General features: G+C 69.4%; 20 protein-coding genes and 1 pseudogene. 19 read left to right on the forward strand and 2 right to left on the reverse strand.

Translation table 11 applies throughout. The features are described from left to right. Positions 1–31 precede the first annotated feature (31 nt). The 3 genes from FFS52_RS00710 to nadC all read left to right on the forward strand — a co-directional run bounded on the left by FFS52_RS00710 (position 32) and on the right by nadC (position 2,493). Positions 32–295, forward strand: coding sequence for a helix-turn-helix transcriptional regulator (locus FFS52_RS00710; protein WP_068970339.1), 264 nt, complete (start codon positions 32–34; stop codon positions 293–295). Between the two features lie 216 nt (positions 296–511). Then, a complete protein-coding gene (gene nadA, locus FFS52_RS00715; RefSeq protein WP_006898428.1) occupies positions 512–1,570 on the forward strand; it encodes a quinolinate synthase NadA in 1,059 nt (352 codons plus the stop codon). 20 nt (positions 1,571–1,590) lie between these two features. After that, positions 1,591–2,493: a carboxylating nicotinate-nucleotide diphosphorylase gene (gene nadC / locus FFS52_RS00720; protein WP_137808502.1), complete on the forward strand. Its 903-nt coding sequence runs from the start codon at positions 1,591–1,593 to the stop codon at positions 2,491–2,493. A gap of 9 nt (positions 2,494–2,502) precedes the next feature. Here the strand turns inward: nadC and FFS52_RS00725 are convergent, their stop codons facing one another. Together FFS52_RS00725 and FFS52_RS00730 are read right to left on the reverse strand one after the other, a co-directional pair. Continuing rightward, the gene (locus tag FFS52_RS00725) at positions 2,503–2,817 is read right to left on the reverse strand and encodes a hypothetical protein (protein WP_137808503.1); all 315 of its coding nucleotides are present in this window, start codon (positions 2,815–2,817) and stop codon (positions 2,503–2,505) included. Between the two features lie 269 nt (positions 2,818–3,086). Next, positions 3,087–4,719 (reverse strand): annotated as a pseudogene (locus FFS52_RS00730) (DUF222 domain-containing protein). 488 nt (positions 4,720–5,207) lie between these two features. Here FFS52_RS00730 and hisD point away from each other — a divergent pair. The 16 genes from hisD (at position 5,208) to lgt (ending at position 19,864) form a co-directional block, all read left to right on the forward strand. After that, positions 5,208–6,551 carry a histidinol dehydrogenase gene (gene hisD, locus FFS52_RS00735; RefSeq protein WP_065632338.1) on the forward strand — a complete coding sequence of 448 codons (1,344 nt, stop codon included), beginning with the start codon at positions 5,208–5,210 and terminating at the stop codon, positions 6,549–6,551. Then, positions 6,548–7,693: a histidinol-phosphate transaminase gene (locus tag FFS52_RS00740; protein ID WP_137808504.1), complete on the forward strand. Its 1,146-nt coding sequence runs from the start codon at positions 6,548–6,550 to the stop codon at positions 7,691–7,693. Before hisD ends, FFS52_RS00740 begins: the two co-directional genes overlap by 4 nt. Further along, positions 7,690–8,328, forward strand: a complete 639-nt coding sequence (gene hisB / locus FFS52_RS00745; protein ID WP_055476578.1) for an imidazoleglycerol-phosphate dehydratase HisB — start codon at positions 7,690–7,692, stop codon at positions 8,326–8,328. Before FFS52_RS00740 ends, hisB begins: the two co-directional genes overlap by 4 nt. Next, on the forward strand, positions 8,325–8,966 hold the full coding sequence (gene hisH, locus FFS52_RS00750; RefSeq protein WP_068970342.1) for an imidazole glycerol phosphate synthase subunit HisH: 642 nt from the start codon (positions 8,325–8,327) through the stop codon (positions 8,964–8,966). The genes hisB and hisH overlap by 4 nt, the downstream gene beginning before the upstream one ends. Further along, on the forward strand, positions 8,963–9,298 hold the full coding sequence (locus FFS52_RS00755) for a hypothetical protein (RefSeq protein WP_137808505.1): 336 nt from the start codon (positions 8,963–8,965) through the stop codon (positions 9,296–9,298). The genes hisH and FFS52_RS00755 overlap by 4 nt, the downstream gene beginning before the upstream one ends. A gap of 80 nt (positions 9,299–9,378) precedes the next feature. Then, complete coding sequence (priA, locus tag FFS52_RS00760) at positions 9,379–10,122, forward strand: bifunctional 1-(5-phosphoribosyl)-5-((5-phosphoribosylamino)methylideneamino)imidazole-4-carboxamide isomerase/phosphoribosylanthranilate isomerase PriA (RefSeq protein WP_058251759.1); 744 nt, start codon at positions 9,379–9,381, stop codon at positions 10,120–10,122. Beyond that, the gene (locus FFS52_RS00765) at positions 10,122–10,988 is read left to right on the forward strand and encodes an inositol monophosphatase family protein (RefSeq protein ID WP_058251760.1); all 867 of its coding nucleotides are present in this window, start codon (positions 10,122–10,124) and stop codon (positions 10,986–10,988) included. Before priA ends, FFS52_RS00765 begins: the two co-directional genes overlap by 1 nt. Continuing rightward, positions 10,985–11,758 (forward strand): imidazole glycerol phosphate synthase subunit HisF, encoded by a 774-nt coding sequence (gene hisF / locus FFS52_RS00770; protein WP_058251761.1) that lies wholly within the window; start codon positions 10,985–10,987, stop codon positions 11,756–11,758. The genes FFS52_RS00765 and hisF overlap by 4 nt, the downstream gene beginning before the upstream one ends. Positions 11,759–11,798: 40 nt before the next feature. Then, on the forward strand, positions 11,799–12,200 hold the full coding sequence (gene hisI, locus FFS52_RS00775; protein WP_058251762.1) for a phosphoribosyl-AMP cyclohydrolase: 402 nt from the start codon (positions 11,799–11,801) through the stop codon (positions 12,198–12,200). A 73-nt stretch (positions 12,201–12,273) separates the two neighbouring features. Beyond that, complete coding sequence (locus FFS52_RS00780; RefSeq protein ID WP_004021167.1) at positions 12,274–12,453, forward strand: tautomerase family protein; 180 nt, start codon at positions 12,274–12,276, stop codon at positions 12,451–12,453. After that, on the forward strand, positions 12,450–14,024 hold the full coding sequence (locus FFS52_RS00785) for an anthranilate synthase component I (RefSeq protein ID WP_137808506.1): 1,575 nt from the start codon (positions 12,450–12,452) through the stop codon (positions 14,022–14,024). The genes FFS52_RS00780 and FFS52_RS00785 overlap by 4 nt, the downstream gene beginning before the upstream one ends. After that, a complete protein-coding gene (locus tag FFS52_RS00790; RefSeq protein ID WP_065632346.1) occupies positions 14,021–14,824 on the forward strand; it encodes a TIGR02234 family membrane protein in 804 nt (267 codons plus the stop codon). The genes FFS52_RS00785 and FFS52_RS00790 overlap by 4 nt, the downstream gene beginning before the upstream one ends. A gap of 164 nt (positions 14,825–14,988) precedes the next feature. Beyond that, positions 14,989–15,807, forward strand: coding sequence for an indole-3-glycerol phosphate synthase TrpC (trpC, locus tag FFS52_RS00795; protein ID WP_065632347.1), 819 nt, complete (start codon positions 14,989–14,991; stop codon positions 15,805–15,807). Between the two features lie 62 nt (positions 15,808–15,869). Then, the gene (trpB, locus tag FFS52_RS00800) at positions 15,870–17,216 is read left to right on the forward strand and encodes a tryptophan synthase subunit beta (RefSeq protein ID WP_065632348.1); all 1,347 of its coding nucleotides are present in this window, start codon (positions 15,870–15,872) and stop codon (positions 17,214–17,216) included. After that, a complete protein-coding gene (gene trpA, locus FFS52_RS00805; RefSeq protein ID WP_137808507.1) occupies positions 17,213–18,022 on the forward strand; it encodes a tryptophan synthase subunit alpha in 810 nt (269 codons plus the stop codon). The genes trpB and trpA overlap by 4 nt, the downstream gene beginning before the upstream one ends. 78 nt (positions 18,023–18,100) lie before the next feature. Then, complete coding sequence (gene lgt, locus FFS52_RS00810; RefSeq protein WP_137808508.1) at positions 18,101–19,864, forward strand: prolipoprotein diacylglyceryl transferase; 1,764 nt, start codon at positions 18,101–18,103, stop codon at positions 19,862–19,864. Positions 19,865–20,059: the final 195 nt, after the last annotated feature.

Below are 20,059 nucleotides of genomic sequence, written 5' to 3' on the forward strand. Positions count from 1 at the left end.
ATATTCATACCGCATCGGATAGGATCTGCCCATGGTCCGCAACCCGTTGACTCCCGAGCAGATCGCCGCCGGACGCCGGTTGGGTGCCCGGTTGCGTGAACTCCGCGGCGAGCGCCCGCTGGCCGAGGTCGCCGTACACGCGGGGATCTCGCCGGAGACGCTCCGCAAGATCGAGACGGGTCGTATGCCCACCCCGGCATTCGCGACGATCGCGGCGCTCGCGCGGTCGCTGGAGACGTCCCTCGACGATCTGGCCGTCGTTCTCGACGGCGAAGAGGTTGCTCGCGCGGGATGACTCCGCAGCCCTCGTCTTCGACTGTCATCCGACGCGCTGATGCGTGAATGACGTGCCCCGTCCCGCGTGGGGCGGCGGGAATAGGTCCGGTGTGGCGAATGTTACGATGCATAGCGTTTTCGACCATGAGTCGAAAACCTGCCTCGGACACACGGCCCGTGATCCGGGGAACCGACGACCCGGCGGAGCATGCGTCGGGGAGCCAGAGGAGTGGCAATGAGCATCACCAGTGATCGTCCGGCGGCCGTCACCGCGACCGGACTCCTCGATGCCGAGTGGTACGACGCTCCCGGCGGCTACGCCGGCGTCGAGCCGACCCAGGAGTGGGCGGACGAGGTCCGACGCCTCGCCCGCGCCCGCAACGCGACGCTGCTCGCGCACAACTACCAACTGCCGGCCATCCAGGACGTCGCCGACCACGTCGGTGACTCGCTCGCGCTCTCGCGCATCGCCGCCGAGGTCGACTCCGACGAGATCATCTTCTGCGGCGTCCACTTCATGGCCGAGACCGCCAAGATCCTCAGCCCCGAGAAGCGCGTCCTGATCCCGGACGAGCGCGCCGGGTGCTCGCTCGCCGACTCGATCACCGCCGACGAGCTGCGCGCCTGGAAGGCGGAGTTCCCCGACGCGATCGTGGTGTCGTACGTGAACACCACCGCCGAGGTGAAGGGCCTGACCGACATCTGCTGCACCTCGTCGAACGCCGTCGACGTGGTCGCCTCGATCGACCCCGACCGGGACGTGCTGTTCCTGCCCGACCAGTTCCTCGGCGCACACGTCAAGCGGGAGACCGGCCGCGACAACATCCACATCTGGGCGGGCGAGTGCCACGTGCACGCCGGCATCAACGGCGACGAGCTCGCCGACCAGGCCGCCTCGCACCCGGACGCCGACCTGTTCATCCACCCCGAATGCGGCTGTGCCACCTCGGCGCTCTACCTGGCCGGTGAGGGCGCGGTGCCCTCCGACCGGGTCAAGATCCTCTCGACCGGCGGCATGCTCGACGCCGCCCGGGAGACCGGCGCCAAGCAGGTTCTCGTCGCCACCGAGGTCGGCATGCTGCACCAGCTGCGCAAGGCCGCACCCGGCGTCGACTTCCAGGCCGTCAACGACCGCGCGTCCTGCCCGTACATGAAGATGATCACGCCGGCCGCGCTGCTGCGCTGCCTGCGCGAGGGACGCGACGAGGTGTTCGTCGACGCCGACGTCGCCGACAAAGCCCGTAAGAGCGTCGAGCGCATGATCGCGATCGGCAACCCGGGCTCGGGCGAGTGACCCTCGGGGGAGCAGACACGGTGAGCGACGGATTCATCGGACAGGAGGCGGCCGGCGGGGCGCTCGAACTCGTCGTCGACGACGAGATCCGGGCGCTCATCCGGACCGCACTCGACGAGGACCTGCGGTACGGGCCCGATGTCACCACGGCCGCAACCGTCCCCGCGGGAGCAGTCGTCGACGCCGCGATCGTCAGCCGCGCGCATGGTGTGATCGCCGGCGTGCCGGTGGTCGAGGCGGTCTTCGACGAGGTGATCGGGGCGGGCGAGTACACGATCACGTCGCGCGTCGACGACGGAACCCGCGTCGAACCCGGCACCGTCGTACTCGCCGTCCACGCTCCGACGCGAGCGCTGCTGACCGCGGAACGCACGGCGCTCAACCTGATCTCGCACCTGTCGGGGATCGCCACGACCACCGCGGCCTGGGTGGCGGCGGTGGAGGGTACGGACGCCCGAATCCGCGACTCGCGCAAGACACTTCCGGGTCTGCGGCATCTGCAGAAGTACGCGGTTCGTGCCGGCGGGGGAGTCAACCACCGGATGGGGCTCGGCGACGCCGCCCTCATCAAGGACAACCACGTCGTCGCCGCGGGTTCGGTCGCCGCGGCGCTGGAGGCGGTCCGGGCGGCGGCGCCGGGCCTACCGGTCGAGGTCGAGGTCGACTCGCTGACCCAGCTCGACGAGGTCCTCGGACTCGAACCGCAGTTGGTCCTGCTGGACAACTTCGAGCCGTGGGAGACCCAGATGGCCGTCCAGCGCCGCAACACCCGTTCGCCGGGCACCAAGCTGGAGAGCTCGGGAGGCCTGTCGCTCGACGTCGCGGCCGACTATGCCCGCACCGGCGTCGACTACCTGGCCGTGGGCGCCCTGACGCACTCCGTCACCGTCCTGGACCTCGGTCTGGACATCCCGACGCCCTAGGTCGCTCGGCTACCCGGTGTCGGTTCGGACGTCGACGTCGAAGACCTCCGTCCGGGCGATCACCCGGTTCCGTTCGTCCGCGAGCGCCACCCGGCGCGGATCGGCGAGATAAGCCTCGAGTGCGTCGCGGTCGGCGATGCGCAGGACCTGCACCTCGTGCGGCGAGCCGTCGTGTCCGTCACCGACCACTCGGCTGAGCACGACGCCTTTGTGCTCGGGGAGCAGGCCGAGAACGGTGTCCTCGTATCGGGTCAGGGCTTCGGCCGTGTCGGCGCGCGCCCAGAGCAGGCAGCAGAGGTGGATCGGCGATAGTGAGTTCGGCACTACCGGAGGCTATCGAGGTGGACCGCGACCGGCGACGGGCTTGTCGGCGTCGTCCGCCGGTATGACTTGCACATCATCTCGCATCGTCTTTGGCCAGCCAGCCAGCCAGCCAGCCGGCGAGCCAGCCAGCCAGTCACTCACGCACCTCGCTGTGGCTGATCGAGATGCGCTGGCCGCTGGTCCCACCTCCCCAAGGGTTCTGGGCTCGTTTGGCCGACGACTCGGGACCGCCGGAATCCTGTGCCAGCTGATCGTCATCTCAGATGCGGTCAGAGGGTGGCGAGTAGCTCCATGAGGTGGGCCTCGACGAGGGAGGGCCGGGATAGGGGTGGTCCGGATCGTGGTGGTCGGACGTCGATGACGTGACTGGTTTGCGACCATGAGCGGCGCGCGTCTTGGTGGTGGGTCGGCTCGGGGCGCGACTGGTCTGGGCGTGCTTGATCGCCGGACCTTGTTAGTGGTCCGTGGATTTCGTCGCGCACGGTGTTCAGATGCTCTGCGAACCGCCGGGGTATGTCGGGTCGGCGGTTGAGGCACTCGGGGTTGGGCGGTGCGCCGGGTTCGGCGTTCAATCGCCAGGCGCAGCGGCCTTCGTCGGGTCCGGATCGGGCGATGCGGGTGGTGTATTGGCCGGGGTGGTCGCCGACCATTCGGTTGTGGCGTGGGCAGGCGGGGGCGAGGTCGTCGATGTCGGTGAGACCACCCTTCGCCCAATCCTTGTGGGCGTGATGCATGTCGACGTGGGTAGCGGGCTGATCACACCCGGGCGCCGAACATACTTCACCGTCGGGGCGGGCGAAGGAGACGAGGCGCTGTTCACGGGTGGCGAGACGCTTTCCCCGCCCGAAGTGCAGCGGGACAGCGGTGGCGTCTTTGAAGATCGCCAACCACGGTTGGACCTCACCGGCCATCGCGATCAGGTCCGGGATGGGGGGTGCCGGTGGCGGTGGTGGCGAGTCCGGCTTCGCGGATCAGGTCGCCGAGGTCGGCTTTGATGATCAGTTGCACGGGCAGTCCGCGATGCGACGTCCCGAGTGCGCCGTCGGCGAAGCCTGCGGCGAGTGCAGCGTCGAGCGCGTCGTGATTGGTCTGGGCGAGGGTGCGGCCGTCGCGGTCGGCTGCGGTGGCCAGGGCGTCGGGGTCGGCGGCACCGGCCGGCCCGCTGGGCGAGGCGGGGTCGTCGGGGTTGTTGAGTCCGGGTTTGCCCCACACGGCGAACATCATGGTGAGTCGGGCGGCGAGTTCGGGGGTGAGGGTGCCGGAGATCTTGGCGGTGCCATCGGCGCGTTGCCGACCGATCCACAGGTTGCGGCGTCGTTTCTGGTCGGTGTCATCAGCCAATGTGCCGTCGGGATCGAGGTGTGCCAGCAGCCGGGCACCGAGTTGGGTGATGTCGGCGGGTGTGTGGTCGGTGGCGATCTCGGCCATCTGTCGCTCGGCCGCGACTTTCACGTCGTGGTCGATTCCGTGGGGAATCTGGTCGAGGACATCGAGGGCGGCCTGCACGTGCGCGGAACCGACCGCTCCTGCGGCGAAAGCCTCAGCCAGGGTCGGGTTTTCGGGTTCCAGTATGTCGCCGCCGAGGCTGGTGCGGGTCGCGGTGGCGTCCATGTGCTTACGGCGTCGCATCGGGTTGGAGACGCGTAGCCGGTGGGTCATGTACTGCATGAGTGTTCGGCACCCCGCTTTGCGGGGCAGGTCGCGGGCCTCGGCCTGATCGATCTGCCGGTCACCGGCAACAGTCAAGCGTGCGATCGCTTTCTCGGTATCGGCGGCCACTTCAGCGAGTTCGGCATCGGTACACGGCGACAGATCCACCGACTGCATTTCGTCGAGGATCGCGTGCAGCTCGCTCACCAACTCGACGGCACGCGGTTGCGGCGTCGCGGACTCGTCAGACATGGCCAACCCCCCAAGAACCGTTGCTGCGAATGTACGTTCGAGTGTACACGAAAACCGGGCTGCGCTGGATTTGAATCATATTGTCGCACAGAGTATTAATACGATACGCGGGCGGCGGGAACTGTCGGTGTGCTGTGATAGGCGCCATTCAATCCGGCTGACCACAGACATCAGGCCGGCGTGTGGGCACCTTCCCGACACCTACGCGCCGTGGTCGAGCAGCGAGTCGCCAGGATGTGCGCGCCACACGCGCTAGTCGCGGTGCCCACTGATCGCAGTCGAGGGTCGTCACCGAACGAAAACAGGGCGTCCTCCTCTTTCGCGATGCGCCGGTGGAGTCCGTCGACCTCGCTCCGGCATCCGGCCCGCTCGCTTCGCTCCCGGCGCCTGGCTCCACCTCAGGAGAACCCCGCATCACCCGCACCAGAAACCCGCTGGCACCCGACACGTATCCTTGTTGGGTAAATCAGCAGCCACCAGGAGAGATCATGCTCGCCCGAATTGACCTGCGCGGTAGCACGCCGACACTCGCCGAGTTGCGTCGTGCGCTGCCCCGCGGGGGTACCGATGTCAATGCCGTCCTCGACACGGTGACACCGGTCGTGCATGCGGTGGCGGAGAACGGCAGCAGTTCTGCGCTCGACTACGGCGAGAAGTTCGACGGTGTCCGCCCCGCGTCGGTGCGGGTGCCCGCTCGGGTCATCGCCGATGCTCTGGCCGGGCTGGACCCGCAGGTCGCCGAGGCGCTGCGCGAGTCGATCGCCCGCGCGCGCAAGGTGCACGCCGATCAGCGCCGGGAGACCACCCGCACCCAGGTCGTCGACGGCGGCGTCGTCAGCGAGAAGTGGATTCCGGTGCGCCGCGTCGGCCTGTACGTCCCGGGCGGAAACGCCGTCTACCCGTCGTCGGTCATCATGAACGTCGTCCCCGCCCAGGAGGCCGGCGTCGGCTCGCTGGTCGTCGCCTCGCCTCCGCAGAAGGACTTCGGCGGGTGGCCGCACCCGACCATCCTCGCCGCCTGTGCGCTCCTCGGAGTCGACGAGGTGTGGGCGGTCGGCGGTGCCCAGGGCGTGGCACTGCTCGCCTACGGTGGCGCCGACACGGAATCCGCGGACGAGCCGAATGCCGTTCTCGACCCCGTCGACCTCATCACCGGCCCGGGCAACATCTACGTCACCGCGGCCAAGCGTCTGTGCCGCAGCGTGGTCGGCATCGACTCCGAGGCCGGACCCACCGAGATCGCGATCCTCGCCGACGACTCGGCGGACGCGGGCATCCTCGCCTCCGACCTCATCAGCCAGGCCGAGCACGACGTCCTCGCGGCGTCGGTGCTCGTGACCGACAGCGCCGAACTCGCCGACGCCGTCGACGAGGCTCTCGAGCAGCAGGTCGCGGCCACCAAGCACCGCGAACGCGTGACCACCGCGCTGTCGGGGGAGCAGTCGGGCGTCGTCCTCGTCGACGATCTCGACGCGGGGCTCGCCGTCGTCGATGCCTATGCGGCCGAACACCTCGAGATCCAGACCCGGGATGCGGCCGCGGTCGCCGACCGGGTGCACAACGCGGGCGCGATCTTCGTCGGGCCCTACGCGCCGGTCAGCCTCGGTGACTACTGTGCGGGCTCCAATCACGTTCTGCCGACGTCGGGTTCGGCGCGCTTCGCCTCCGGGTTGTCGGTGCAGACCTTCCTCAAGGGCGTCCACGTCATCGACTACGACGAGGCCGCGCTGCGCGAGGTCGCCGACAAGGTGGTGACCCTCGCCGATGCCGAGGACCTGCCCGGTCACGGTGATGCGGTGAAGCAGCGCTTCGTCGGAAGCGCGGGCCGGTGACGGCCGCCGATCCGGTGACGGCAACCCCGGGCAGCTCGATCACCGTCGACGACCTGCCGCTACGTGAGAACCTCCGTGGCAAGAGTGCCTATGGCGCACCGCAACTCAGGGTTCCGGTGATCCTCAACACCAACGAGAACCCGCACGCGCCGTCGCCGGCCCTGATCGACGATGTCGCCGCGTCGGTGCGCGAGGCCGCCGCTGAGTTGCACCGCTATCCCGATCGCGATGCCGTCGCCCTCCGTGTCGACCTCGCCGCCTACCTGACCCGGGCCACCGGTGTGCAGCTCGGCGTCGAGAACCTGTGGGCGGCAAACGGTTCCAACGAGGTTCTGCAGCAACTGCTGCAGGCCTTCGGCGGTCCCGGCCGCAGTGCGCTCGGGTTCGTGCCGTCGTATTCGATGCATCCGATCATCTCCGACGGCACCGACACCACCTGGCTGGTCGCGGTGCGGGCGGGCGACTTCTCGCTCGACACCGACTACGCGGTCGCCGAAGTCGCGAACCGCGAACCGGACGTCGTCTTCGTGACGTCGCCGAACAACCCGACCGGCGGTTCGATCCCGCTCGCGGACCTGCGTCGCATCGTCGAGGCGGCTCCGGGCATCGTGATCGTCGACGAGGCCTACGCCGAGTTCTCGGCGGCTCCGAGCGCCGTCGAGCTCATCGACGAGTTCCCGGCCAAGGTCGTCGTCAGCCGGACGATGAGCAAGGCCTTCGCCTTCGCCGGCGGCCGGCTCGGCTACCTCGCCGCAGCGCCCGCCGTCGTCGACGCGATCCAGCTGGTGCGGCTCCCGTACCACCTGTCCGTGCTGACCCAGGCCGCCGCGCGAGCCGCATTGCGCCACAGCGACGACACCCTCGCCGGCGTCGCCGCGATCCGGTCCGAACGCGAGCGCGTGGTCGCGGCGCTGACCGCCTTCGGGTACCGCGTCATCGACTCCGACGCCAACTTCGTGCTGTTCGGACGGTTCCGGGATGCTGCGGCGTCGTGGCAGCGTTACCTCGACCAGGGCGTCCTCATCCGGGACGTCGGCATCGCCGGTCACCTCCGGGTGACCATCGGTCTCGCGCATGAGAACGACGCCTTCCTCGACGTCAGCCGCACGCTCGCCACCACAGATCTGGAGAACCCTCAGTGAGCACCCCCTCTGCGACCAACCCCGCGCCCCGTGTCGCGAAGGTCGAACGGAGCACCAGGGAGTCGTCGATCTCCGTCGAATTGAATCTCGACGGCACCGGCGTGACGAACATCTCGACCGGCATCGCGTTCTTCGATCACATGCTCACCGCCTTCGGTCAGCACGGCAGCTTCGATCTCACCGTCGAGGCGAAGGGCGACATCGAGGTCGAGGGCCACCACACCATCGAGGACACCGCGATCGTGCTCGGCCAGGCTCTCGGCCAGGCGCTCGGCGACAAGAAGGGCATCCGTCGCTTCGGCGATTCCTGGATCCCGATGGACGAGACCCTCGCCCAGGCCGTCGTCGACGTGTCGGGCCGCCCCTACTGCGTCCACACCGGCGAGCCCGAGCACATGCTCACCGCCGTGATCGGTGGCTACCCGGGTGTCCCGTACTCGACCGTCATCAACCGGCACGTGTTCGAGTCGATCGCGCTCAACGCGCGCATCGCGCTGCACGTGCGGGTCCTCTACGGCCGCGACCAGCACCACATCACCGAGGCGGAGTTCAAGGCCGTGGCCCGCGCGTTGCGCGCGGCGACCGAGTACGACGCCCGCGTGACCGGTGTGCCGTCGACGAAGGGCGCGCTGTGAGCGTCGCCGACGTCACGATCCTCGACTACGGCTCGGGCAACCTGCGGTCCGCGCAGCGTGCGCTCGAGCGGACCGGGGCACAGGTGACGGTCACCTCCGACTTCGACACGGCCCTGAACGCCACCGGCCTCGTCGTGCCCGGCGTCGGCGCGTTCGCCGCCTGCATGGAAGGCCTGCGCGCGGTCAAGGGCGACCGGATCGTCGGGCGACGATTGGCGGGCGGCCGCCCGGTCCTGGGCATCTGCGTGGGCATGCAGATCCTGTTCGAGCGCGGCGTCGAGTTCGGCGTCGAGGCGGAGGGTTGCGGGGAGTGGCCGGGCAGTGTGACCCAGTTGCCCGCTCCCGTTCTGCCGCACATGGGCTGGAACACGGTCGACGCACCCGAGGGCACCGTGCTCTTCGACGGGCTCGACGCCGACACCCGCTTCTACTTCGTGCATTCCTACGCCGCGCAGACCTGGGAGATGGACAACGAGGGTTCGCCGTTGACCGCGCCCAAGCTGACCTGGGCCGAACATGGTGGACCGTTCCTCGCCGCGGTGGAGAACGGGCCGCTGTCGGCGACCCAGTTCCATCCGGAGAAGTCCGGCGACGCCGGTGCGCACCTGCTGGAGAACTGGGTTCGGGGACTCTCGTGACCGACGGCACGCCGCGCCCGGACGACGCCGGGTACGGCGACGGACCCGTCGGGCGACCGTCCGGGTCCGACGCGGCGGGCGCGTCCTCGGCGTCCTCCGGTTTCTCGATCGCCAAGCTCGCCTTCTACGCTCTCGGTGCGGGAGTGCTTGTCCTGATCGTGTCCGTCCCGATCATCGCGCTGTGTGCGCACTGGTCGCCGATCGCCGGACTGGTCGCCGCGCTGGTGGCGGTGGCGGCGATGATCGCCGCGATCGGTACCGTTGCCAACCGCATGGTCGACCGCGCCCGGACAGACCTGATCGCGGCGCGCGACGGTCACCACCCCGCCTGACCCCACCCCGATCACGTCCACCGCCGACTCGCTCGATCAAGAACCGCGCTCGATCCAGAACAGACAGGACAGATTCACCCATGGGTAGCACCCTCGAACTCCTTCCCGCCGTCGACGTCGCCGACGGGCAGGCGGTCCGCCTGGTCCAGGGCGCGGCCGGCACCGAGACGTCGTATGGTTCGCCGCGCGACGCGGCGCTGGCGTGGCAGCGGGACGGTGCGGAGTGGATCCATCTCGTCGACCTCGACGCCGCGTTCGGCCGCGGCGACAATCGCGAACTGCTGGCCGGCGTGGTCGGTGAACTCGACGTGAAGGTCGAACTGTCCGGCGGCATCCGCGACGACGATTCGCTGGCCGCCGCCCTCGCCACCGGGTGCACGCGCGTGAACCTCGGTACCGCCGCCCTGGAGAACCCGGAGTGGTGTGCCCGCGCGATCGCCGAGCACGGGGACCGCATCGCGGTCGGTCTGGACGTGATCCGCGACGGCAGTTCCTACCGGTTGCGCGGGCGGGGCTGGGTCACCGACGGAGGCGATCTCTGGGAGGTCCTCGAGCGGTTGAATCGCGACGGATGCGCCCGCTACGTGGTCACCGACGTCTCCAAGGACGGCACGCTGCAGGGTCCGAACCTCGATCTCCTCGCCGAGGTCGCCGCGGCCACCGACGCCCCCCTCGTGGCCTCGGGCGGCGTCTCGGCCATCGACGATCTGGTCGCGATCGCCGGCCTCACCGGCCAGGGTGTAGAGGGCGCCATCGTCGGCAAGGCGCTCTATGCGGGCCGATTCACGCTGCCGGAGGCGTTGACCGCGGTCGCCGGGGTCTGATGAGCGCGGCGGACTCCACCCTCGACCTGCCCCGGCTGCTCGACACCGCCGGGTCGATCCTCGACGCCGCCGTCGATCGCTTCGTCGACGGTCAGGGTGCGCCGAGCGCGATCAACAAGGGCGGCACCGACTTCGCCACGCAGGTGGACCTCGACCTCGAGCGCCACATCGGGGCCGAGCTCGCCGACCGGACCCAGATCCCGGTCCACGGCGAGGAATTCGGCGGCGCCGACGTCGTCGACGGTCCGGTGTGGGTGCTCGACCCGATCGACGGCACCTTCAACTACTCCGCGGGGATGCCGCTCACCGGGATCCTCCTCGGTCTGGTGGTCGACGGCGAGGCCACGCTCGGGATGACGTGGCTGCCGCTCGTGGGACGCCGGTACGCCGCACACGCCGACGGTCCGCTGGTGCTGAACGGCGTAGCCGTCCCGCCGGCTCCCGACATGGAACTCGCCGAGGCAGCCATCGCCTTCGGTCCGTTCGATGCCCGCGGCGGTGGCCGCTACCCGGGCGCGCGCCGGGCCGACCTCCTGCGCGAACTCAGCACGCGTGCCGCCCGGATCCGGATGACCGGGTCGACGGGTGTGGACATGGCGTTCACCGCGGCCGGCGTGTTCGGCGGGGCGATCGCCTTCGGCCGGCACCCCTGGGACAACGCGGCAGGAGCGGCGCTGGTCCGGGCCGCCGGCGGTGTGGCGACCGACATCGCCGGCCGTCCGTGGACCGTGGCGTCGCCGTCGCTGGTCGCCGGTACCCCGACCGTGCACGCCGGTCTGATGCGTGTCATCGGCGAGACGATCCCGGAATGGACCCCAGACGTCATCACCCCAGAATCCACCACCCCGAAGGAGACCCGACGATGACGCTGGCGACCCGGGTTATCCCGTGCCTCGACGTCGACGACGGCCGCGTGGTCAAAGGCGTCAACTTCGCCAACCTGCGCGACGCCGGCGACCCGGTCGAGCTGGCCGAGCGCTACGACCGCGAAGGCGCGGACGAACTGACCTTCCTCGACGTGACCGCGTCGAGCTCGGGGCGCTCGACGATGATCGACGTGGTGAAGCGCACCGCCGATCAGGTGTTCATCCCGCTCACCGTCGGCGGGGGCATCCGGACCGTCGACGACGTCGACACCATGCTGCGCGCCGGGGCCGACAAGGTCAGCGTCAACACCGCGGCCATCGCCCGGCCGGAGGTGCTCGCCGAGATGAGCCGGCGCTTCGGTTCGCAGTGCATCGTGCTGTCCGTCGACGCCCGGACAGTTCCCGAAGGTGCGGAACCCACGCCGTCGGGCTGGGAGGTCACCACCCACGGCGGCCGTAAGGGCACCGGGATCGACGCGGTCGAGTGGGCGGTCCGTGGGCAGGACCTCGGTGTCGGCGAGATCCTGCTCAACTCGATGGACGCCGACGGCACCAAACAGGGCTTCGACCTGCGCATGCTGACTGCCGTACGCGCCGCGGTGTCGGTGCCGGTCATCGCCAGCGGCGGCGCCGGCCGCATCGACGATTTCGCGCCGGCGGTGCAGGCGGGCGCTGACGCCGTTCTCGCGGCCTCGGTCTTCCACTTCGGCGAACTCACCGTGGCCCAGGTGAAGACGGCCATGCGCGACGCCGGGATCACCGTCCGATGACACGCCGCGTCCCCTCCCGCACCGATCCGGAAGGTCGCTGATGGCACTCGATCCCGATCTCGCCGCACGCCTCAAACGCAACGCCGACGGCCTGTTCACCGCGGTGGCGCAGGAACGCAGCACCGGGACGGTGCTGATGGTCGCCTGGATGGACGACGTCGCGCTCGAGCGCACGCTCGCCACCCGGAAGGGGACCTACTACTCGCGGTCACGCCAGGAGTACTGGGTGAAGGGGGAGACGAGCGGGCACACGCAGTATGTGCACGACGCCCGCATCGACTGCGACGGCGACACCGTGCTGCTGATCGTCGACCAGGTGGGCGCGGCCTGCCACACCGGCAACCACAGCTGTTTCGACACCGAGTCGCTGACGTTCGGGATCGACGCGGCGCCGGGTTCCGGGGCCGAATCCGGGTCGGGCTCGACGGACCCAGCAGAATAGACCCGAGACACGAGTCCCGGGTGCGAACTCCGGGACACGCCACAGCTCGAGACCTTCGAAAGGCGGTGCGTCCATGCCCCTCATCCAGATCTCGCAGACGCCGGGACTGTCGGATCGCGTCAAGCGCGAGACGATTGCCGCGGTCACCGAGGCCTATGCCAAGGCAACCGGCAAGAACCCCGACTCGGTCTGGGTGACGATCACGGAGGTTCCGCGTAATCAGTGGGGCGTCGGCGGCGAGCCGCTCGGATGACCGCCACCACCGGCGGGGCCGCCGACACCACGACTCTCGCCGAGTTCCTCGACCTCGCGCGCGATCACCGCGTCGTACCGGTGACGCGTAAGGTCCTCGCCGACTCCGAGACGCCGCTGTCGGCCTATCGCAAACTCGCGGGCGACCGTCCGGGGACCTTCCTGCTGGAGTCCGCCGAGAACGGGCGGTCCTGGTCCCGATGGTCGTTCATCGGCGCGGGCGCACCATCGGCCCTGACCGTCGTCGACGGACAGGCGCACTGGTGGGGGTCGGTGCCCGTCGGCGCACCCGAGGGCGGCGACGCGCTCGAGGTCCTCGCGGAGTCATTGCGCCTCCTGCAGACCGACCCACTCCCCGGGATGCCCCCGTTGACCGGCGGATTCGTCGGCTTCATGGCCTACGACATGGTCCGCCGGCTCGAGCGTCTGCCCGAGACCACGGTCGACGATCTGGGCCTCCCGGACATGATGATGGTGCTGGCTACCGACCTCGCCGCGGTCGACCATCATGAGGGCACGATCACGCTCATCGCCAACGCGGTCAACTGGGACGGCTCCGACGAGCGGGTCGAGGACGCCTACGCCGACGCACTCGACCGGCTGGACCGGATGACCGAAGCGCTCGCCGCACCCGCGCCGTCGACGGTGTCGACCTTCGACCGCCCGCGGCCCGAGTTCGCCGCGCAGCGATCGCTCGCGGAGTACAGCGAGATCGTCACCGATCTCGTCGGCGAGATCGAGGCCGGCGAGGCCTTCCAGGTCGTGCCGTCGATGCGCTTCGAGATGGACTCCGACGCCGACCCGCTCGATGTCTATCGCGTGCTGCGCGCATCCAATCCGAGTCCGTACATGTACCTCCTGCGGATGCCCGGCACCGAGGAGCACAGCGACACCGGCTCGCCCGACGCGATCGCGCGCAAGCCGTTCACCATCGTCGGCAGCAGCCCCGAGGCACTGGTCACCGTGGCCGACGGGGTGGCGACCACGCACCCGATCGCGGGCACCCGCTGGCGCGGCGCGACCGAGGAGGAAGACCAACTGCTCGGCAAGGGCCTGATCGAGGACGAGAAGGAGAACGCCGAGCACCTGATGCTGGTGGACCTCGGGCGCAACGACCTCGGACGTGTCTGCGTACCCGGCACGGTCAAGGTCAGCGACTATCGGCACATCGAGCGCTACAGCCACGTCATGCATCTCGTCTCGACCGTGTCGGGGACCCTCCGCGACGACAAGCATGCCCTCGACGCCGTGACGGCGTGCTTCCCGGCCGGAACCCTGACCGGCGCACCGAAGGTGCGGGCGATGGAACTCATCGACGAACACGAGATGACCCGCCGCGGGCTCTACGGCGGGATCGTCGGCTATCTCGACTTCGCCGGCAACGCCGACACCGCCATCGCCATCCGCACCGCGCTGCTCGCGCGCGGTAAGGCGTTCGTCCAGGCCGGCGGTGGTGTGGTGGCCGACAGCGAGCCCGAGTACGAGTACAACGAGGCGCGTAACAAGGCCACCGCGGTGCTCAACGCGGTCGCGGCCGCCTCGACGATGCGACGGGTGGGTGAGAACTCATGACCTCTGACGAATCCGGAGCCGCGGCAGGTCCTGACGTAGAGGCCATCCGCCGCAAGTCCGTCCGGCGCCGACAGGTCGTCGCGGCACTGCTGATGGCGGCGGCCGCAGCGGCCTTCTGGGGTGCGAGCCGGCTGACCTGGGCCACCGTCTCCGCCGAGGACGGGTTGTCCCCGCAGCGCGCGTTCGAGGTCGACGGCGGGGACTGGAGTCCCTGGCTCACGCCGCTCGCGCTGGTCTACTTGGCGGGCATACTCGCGGCGCTGTCAGTGCGTGGCTGGGCCCTCCGAGTCGTCGCGATCCTGGTCGCCGTCGGCGGGCTCCTGGCCGCTTTCCCGGCGATCTCGCTGATCACCGGGGGCACCGACTCTGCGTACGCCGCCGAGGCGGGCAGCATCCCCGATCGCTACATCGTGCTCTTCGTCGACACCAACCCCCTCGCCGCGGTGGTCGTGCTCGCCGGCACCGTGTGTGCGGTGGGTGCAGCGGTCATGCTGCTGCGCGTCGCGAAGGGGGCCACCCGATCGTCGAAATACACCACTCCGGCCGCTCGCCGCGAGGAGATCGAGACCGAGATCTTCGCCGACTACGAGCGTCGCAAGGCCGCGGAGCAGAACGAGGCCGCGGTCGCGGAGCCAGGCGCGGCCCGATCCGATTCGGCGAAGCCCGGAACGAGCGGTCGGGCGGACGACCCCGACCCGGCAGCGGAGCCGACGCCGCCCGGGGCGAACGAGCGGATGATGTGGGACGCGCTCGACACCGGCATCGACCCGACCGACCCGAACGACCCCGACCGTCGCTGAACCGCAAGCCGATGACGGGTCGGGGACGGCGACGCCCGGTCGCAAACTCCGACGATGGACGCATCAGCGCGATGAGGTCACGGATCGGCCAACCCGGACGCAACCGGCCCGAACGGCCCGTCTACCCTGAGAACACATGTCGAGGGAGAAGGGAGCAAGTCGCTGTGAGCGTGCCCAACGTTCTCGAATCGATCATCGAGGGAGTGAAAGCCGACGTCGCGGCACGTGAGGCCGTCGTCGACTTCGCCTCGGTCAAAGCGGCCTCCGCCAAGGCTCCCGCCCCCAAGGATGCGCTGGCCGCCCTGCGTCAGCCCGGAATCGGTGTCATCGCCGAGGTCAAGCGCGCCAGTCCGTCGAAAGGCGAACTCGCCAGCATCGGGGACCCCGCCGAACTCGCCCGCGCATACGAAGACGGCGGCGCGCGCATCATCAGCGTGCTCACCGAGGAACGCCGGTTCCGCGGCTCGCTCGCCGACCTCGACGCCGTCCGCGCCGCGGTCGACATCCCGGTGTTGCGCAAGGACTTCATCGTCGGCACGTACCAGATCCATGAGGCCCGCGCCCATGGCGCCGACGTCATCCTGTTGATCGTCGCCGCCCTCGAGCAGAACGTGCTCGCCTCACTCCTCGACCGCACCGAGAGCCTGGGCATGACCGCGCTCGTCGAGGTGCACACCGAGGAGGAGGCCAGCCGCGCCCTCGAAGCCGGCGCCTCGGTCGTCGGCGTGAACGCACGCAACCTCAAGACCCTGCAGGTCGAGCGGGACACCTTCTCGCGCATCGCACCCGGTCTGCCCACGGAGACCATCCGGATCGCCGAGTCGGGTGTGCGCGGCACCGCCGATCTGCTGGCCTACGCCGGTGCCGGCGCCGATGCGGTTCTCGTCGGCGAAGGTCTCGTCACGAGTGGCGACCCGCGTGCCGCGGTCCGTGAGCTCGTCACCGCGGGCACACACCCGTCGTGCCCGAAACCTGTTCGCTGACAACGCGTCCGGGCCGGTATCGGTCCGCGTGATGCTGTCGGCCCGATCGTCTGTGAGTTGAAGTGACCGCTCATCCTGATTCCGTCCGCACCGACGCCGTCGAGGCGACTCCGCTGCCCACCGCGAGCGTCGGGCTCACCACTCGTACCTCGATCGAACCCGACGAGCACGGGCACTTCGGTGTCTACGGCGGGCGCCATGTACCCGAGGCCCTGATGGCCGTCATCGACGAGGTGACCACGACCTTCCAGAAGGTCCGCGCCGACGACGATTTCCTCGCCGAACTGGACCGCCTGCAGCGCGACTACGCTGGCCGCCCGTCTCCGCTGTACGAGGCGAAGCGCCTGTCCGAGCACGCCGGCGGGGCGCGGATCTTCCTCAAGCGCGAGGACCTCAACCACACGGGCTCGCACAAGATCAACAACGTTCTCGGACAGGCGCTCCTGGCCCAGCGGATGGGCAAGCACCGCGTCATCGCCGAGACCGGCGCCGGACAGCACGGGGTCGCCACCGCGACCGCGTGCGCGCTCCTCGGTCTCGAGTGCGTGATCTACATGGGCCGGGTCGACACGGATCGCCAGGCGCTCAACGTCGCCCGCATGCGACTCCTCGGTGCGGAGGTGATCGCGGTCGACAACGGTTCGGCGACACTGAAGGACGCGATCAACGAGGCCATGCGCGACTGGGTCACCAACGCGCACAACACCTATTACTGCTTCGGCACGGCTGCCGGGCCGCACCCGTTCCCGGTCATGGTCCGCGATCTGCAGCGCATCGTCGGGCTCGAGGCGCGCGTGCAGATCCTGGAGAAGGCCGGACGCCTGCCCGACGCGGTGACCGCCTGCGTCGGCGGTGGTTCCAACGCGATCGGCATCTTCCACCCGTTCATCGACGACGAGGGCGTCCGGCTCGTCGGCTTCGAGGCCGCCGGCGACGGCGTCGAGACCGGCCGCCACGCAGCGACTTTCACCGGTGGGACACCCGGAGCATTCCAGGGCGCGTACTCCTATCTCCTGCAGGACGACGACGGTCAGACCATCGAATCCCATTCGATCTCGGCGGGCCTGGATTATCCGGGGGTCGGACCCGAGCACGCCTATCTCAAGGACACCGGCCGAGCTGAGTACCGGCCGATCACCGACACCGAAGCCATGGATGCACTCGCGCTGCTCAGTCGCCGCGAGGGCATCATCCCCGCCGTCGAGTCGGCCCATGCGGTCGCCGGCGCCCTGAAACTCGGGCAGGAACTGGGGGAGGGTTCGATCATCGTCGTCAGTCTCTCCGGTCGCGGCGACAAGGACGTGGACACCGCCGCACGCTGGTTCGGGCTGTTCGACGCCCCGCCGTCCCAGGACGAGGCCACCCTGTCGGAATCGTCGGACGTCCAGAAGCCCGGAGAGCAGGCATGAGCACACAGTCGATCCCGTCGAAGCTCGGCCCCGTGTTCGCCCGCTGCCGGGACGAGGGTCGCAGTGCGCTGATCGGTTACCTCCCGGTCGGTTTCCCGACCGTCGACGAGTCGCTGACCTCGTTCCGGACGATGGTCGACGCCGGTTGCGACATCATCGAGGTCGGCGTGCCCTACTCCGACCCGGTGATGGACGGCCCGACCATCCAGGACGCCGCCGACCAGGCACTGACCAACGGTGTGCGTGTCCGTGACGTGTTCACCGCCGTCGAGGCCATCACCTCCGCCGGCGGCAACGCGGTGGTCATGAGCTACTGGAACCCGGTCCTCAAGTACGGCGTCGAGAATTTCGCGCGTGATTTTTCGGCGGCCGGCGGTGCCGGACTCATCACCCCGAACCTGATCCCCGAAGAGGGTGCGGAGTGGCACGAGGCGGCCGACCGGCACGGGCTCGACCGCATCTACCTCGTCGCTCCGTCATCGACGACCGAGCGGATCGCCCTCACTGTCGATGCGTCCCGGGGTTTCGTCTACGCGGCCTCCACGATGGGTGTCACCGGTGCGCGAGATGCCGTGTCGGACATGGCTCCTGAGCTGTGCGCGCGGGTTCGCGAGTACTCCGACATCCCGATCGGCGTCGGTCTCGGCGTTCGCAACCGCGAGCAGGCGGCCCAGATCGCCTCGTACGCAGATGGAGTCATCGTGGGTTCGGCGCTGGTGACCGCGGCGAACGCGGGCCAGGACCGGTTGGCCTCGCTCGTCTCCGAACTGGCCGAAGGGGTCCGCTCGCGTCGGGCGTCTGTCTGAACCGGACGCTCTCGTGATCGACGCGGCGGGTCCCGGTCGACAGGTCGAACGTCCCATCCGGTCGGCTAGGGTGACAGCGTGATCGCGCCGACCTCGACGATGCTCGCCTACCTCCCGAGTCCGCCTCAGGGCGTGTGGGAGATCGGACCCTTCCCGCTACGCGCGTATGCGTTGTGCATCATCGTCGGCATCATCGTCGCCGTCTGGTGGGGCAACCGCCGATGGATGGCCCGCGGCGGCCAGGACGGCGAAGTTCTCGACGTCGCGATCTGGGCGGTCCCGTTCGGCCTCATCGGTGGCCGGCTCTACCATCTCATCACCGATTGGAAGACGTACTTCGGTGCCGATGCGCTGAAGGAACCGATCGACGCACTGAAGATCTGGGACGGCGGACTCGGTATCTGGGGCGCGGTCGCGCTCGGTGCGGTGGGCGCGTGGATCGGCGCTCGTCGGCGCGGCATCCGCCTGCCCGCCTTCGGCGACGCCATCGCGCCGCCGATCCTGTTGGCACAGGCGATCGGTCGCCTCGGCAACTACTTCAACCAGGAGCTCTACGGACGCGAGACCACACTCCCGTGGGGCCTGGAGATCTACGAACGCGAGAACGCCGCCGGGTACTCCGACCCCGGACTGATCGACGGCGTGTCCAACGGCGTCGTGGTCGCGGTGGTCCATCCGACCTTCCTCTACGAGCTGCTGTGGAACGTGCTCATCGTCGTGCTCCTGGTGGTCGTCGACCGGTACTTCCGCATCGGGCACGGCCGGTTGTTCGCGCTCTACGTCGCGGGCTACTGCCTGGGCCGGTTCTTCATCGAATTGCTGCGCGACGACCGCGCGGCCGTCGCCAACGACATCGCGGGCATCCGACCGAACCTCTTCACCGCGGCGCTGGTGTTCCTCGCCGCCGTCGTCTATTTCGTGGTCGCGCCCAAGGGACGCGAACAGGGACTGGAGATGTATCACGACGACCGTGCCGCGGAGCTCGCGGAGCAGGGTGTCGCCGGGTACGTCGACGACTGGTACGACGAGGACATCGAACCGGAGCCGAGTCCGGCGGCCGCCGCCGGGGTGGCGACGGGTGCGGCCGGATCATCCCTGTTCGATTCCGACGACCAGGGTCGGAAGGCGGGCGCGGTGGGGGAGCCGTCCACCGACGACACCGCCGGCACGGATGACCCGGTTGCGGCCGCACACCCCGTGGCCGCGGGCAGCGATGCGGAGCCGGGCGTCGAACCGGACACGGACTCGACGACCGAAGCGGAGCCGGGCGCCGAACCGGAGCCGGTTGCCGAACCGGAGCCGGTTGCCGACGGTCCGGTCGAGCCGGGCGAGGACACCGTCGAGGCCGGTGGCGAAAAGCCGGTCGACGAAGCGCTCGACGAGGAAGCGCTCGACGGGGCCGAGTCGGACACCACCTCGCACCCCGAAACTCCGACAGACGAAGCGGTCGACCTCGGGGCCGACGAGGAGACGACCTCAGCGACCGAGGCCGGTACCGAGGCCGGAACGCCCGCTCAGCCGGAGACGGCGACGTCGCCGGGGGACGAACCGGCTGCCGGCGAGACCGTGGACTCCGCAGACCCTGAGGCCGACGACGACATGGACGCGGCCGACAAGGACGACTCGACCACCGGCTCGGTCCCCGACGCAGCCCCGGTTGCCGACGCCGATCCGGTTGCCGACGCCGATCCGGTCGCCGACGCCGATCCGGACATCGACGCCGACACGGTCACCGACACCGTCGATCCCGCTGAGGAGTCGGATACCGACATCCCGACGGACACCCCCACCGACACCACACCGGGTGCCGGCGCCGGTTCCTCCGACGGAGACAAGTCCTGACGTTCGGTCCTGCCACGAGCTGATCCGTCGGCAGGGTCACAGGTCGCGGGTGACGACGCCTCCCCGGGTGTTCGGATAGGATCGGATCTCACGGTGCGCGATCCTCCGCCCGGTACCGACCGTTCCAGAGCACGCAAGCGCTCAACGGTTCTGACTCAACCCGGTACCGATCTCGGCACGGTCATTCGTACGCCG

The organism is Gordonia sp. ALPHA1B1, from assembly GCF_005502615.1.
Taxonomy (GTDB): Bacteria; Actinomycetota; Actinomycetes; order Mycobacteriales; family Mycobacteriaceae; genus Gordonia; species Gordonia hongkongensis.

Bases quoted from the DNA above. Each gene is read 5' to 3' on its own strand.
- FFS52_RS00710 (WP_068970339.1), top strand. From the start codon at position 32: ATGGTCCGCAACCCGTTGACTCCCGAGCAGATCGCCGCCGGACGCCGG.
- nadA (WP_006898428.1), top strand. From the start codon at position 512: ATGAGCATCACCAGTGATCGTCCGGCGGCCGTCACCGCGACCGGACTC.
- hisD (WP_065632338.1), top strand. From the start codon at position 5,208: ATGCTCGCCCGAATTGACCTGCGCGGTAGCACGCCGACACTCGCCGAG.
- priA (WP_058251759.1), top strand. From the start codon at position 9,379: ATGGGTAGCACCCTCGAACTCCTTCCCGCCGTCGACGTCGCCGACGGG.
- FFS52_RS00765 (WP_058251760.1), top strand. From the start codon at position 10,122: ATGAGCGCGGCGGACTCCACCCTCGACCTGCCCCGGCTGCTCGACACC.
- hisF (WP_058251761.1), top strand. From the start codon at position 10,985: ATGACGCTGGCGACCCGGGTTATCCCGTGCCTCGACGTCGACGACGGC.
- hisI (WP_058251762.1), top strand. From the start codon at position 11,799: ATGGCACTCGATCCCGATCTCGCCGCACGCCTCAAACGCAACGCCGAC.
- FFS52_RS00780 (WP_004021167.1), top strand. From the start codon at position 12,274: ATGCCCCTCATCCAGATCTCGCAGACGCCGGGACTGTCGGATCGCGTC.
- FFS52_RS00785 (WP_137808506.1), top strand. From the start codon at position 12,450: ATGACCGCCACCACCGGCGGGGCCGCCGACACCACGACTCTCGCCGAG.
- FFS52_RS00790 (WP_065632346.1), top strand. From the start codon at position 14,021: ATGACCTCTGACGAATCCGGAGCCGCGGCAGGTCCTGACGTAGAGGCC.
- trpA (WP_137808507.1), top strand. From the start codon at position 17,213: ATGAGCACACAGTCGATCCCGTCGAAGCTCGGCCCCGTGTTCGCCCGC.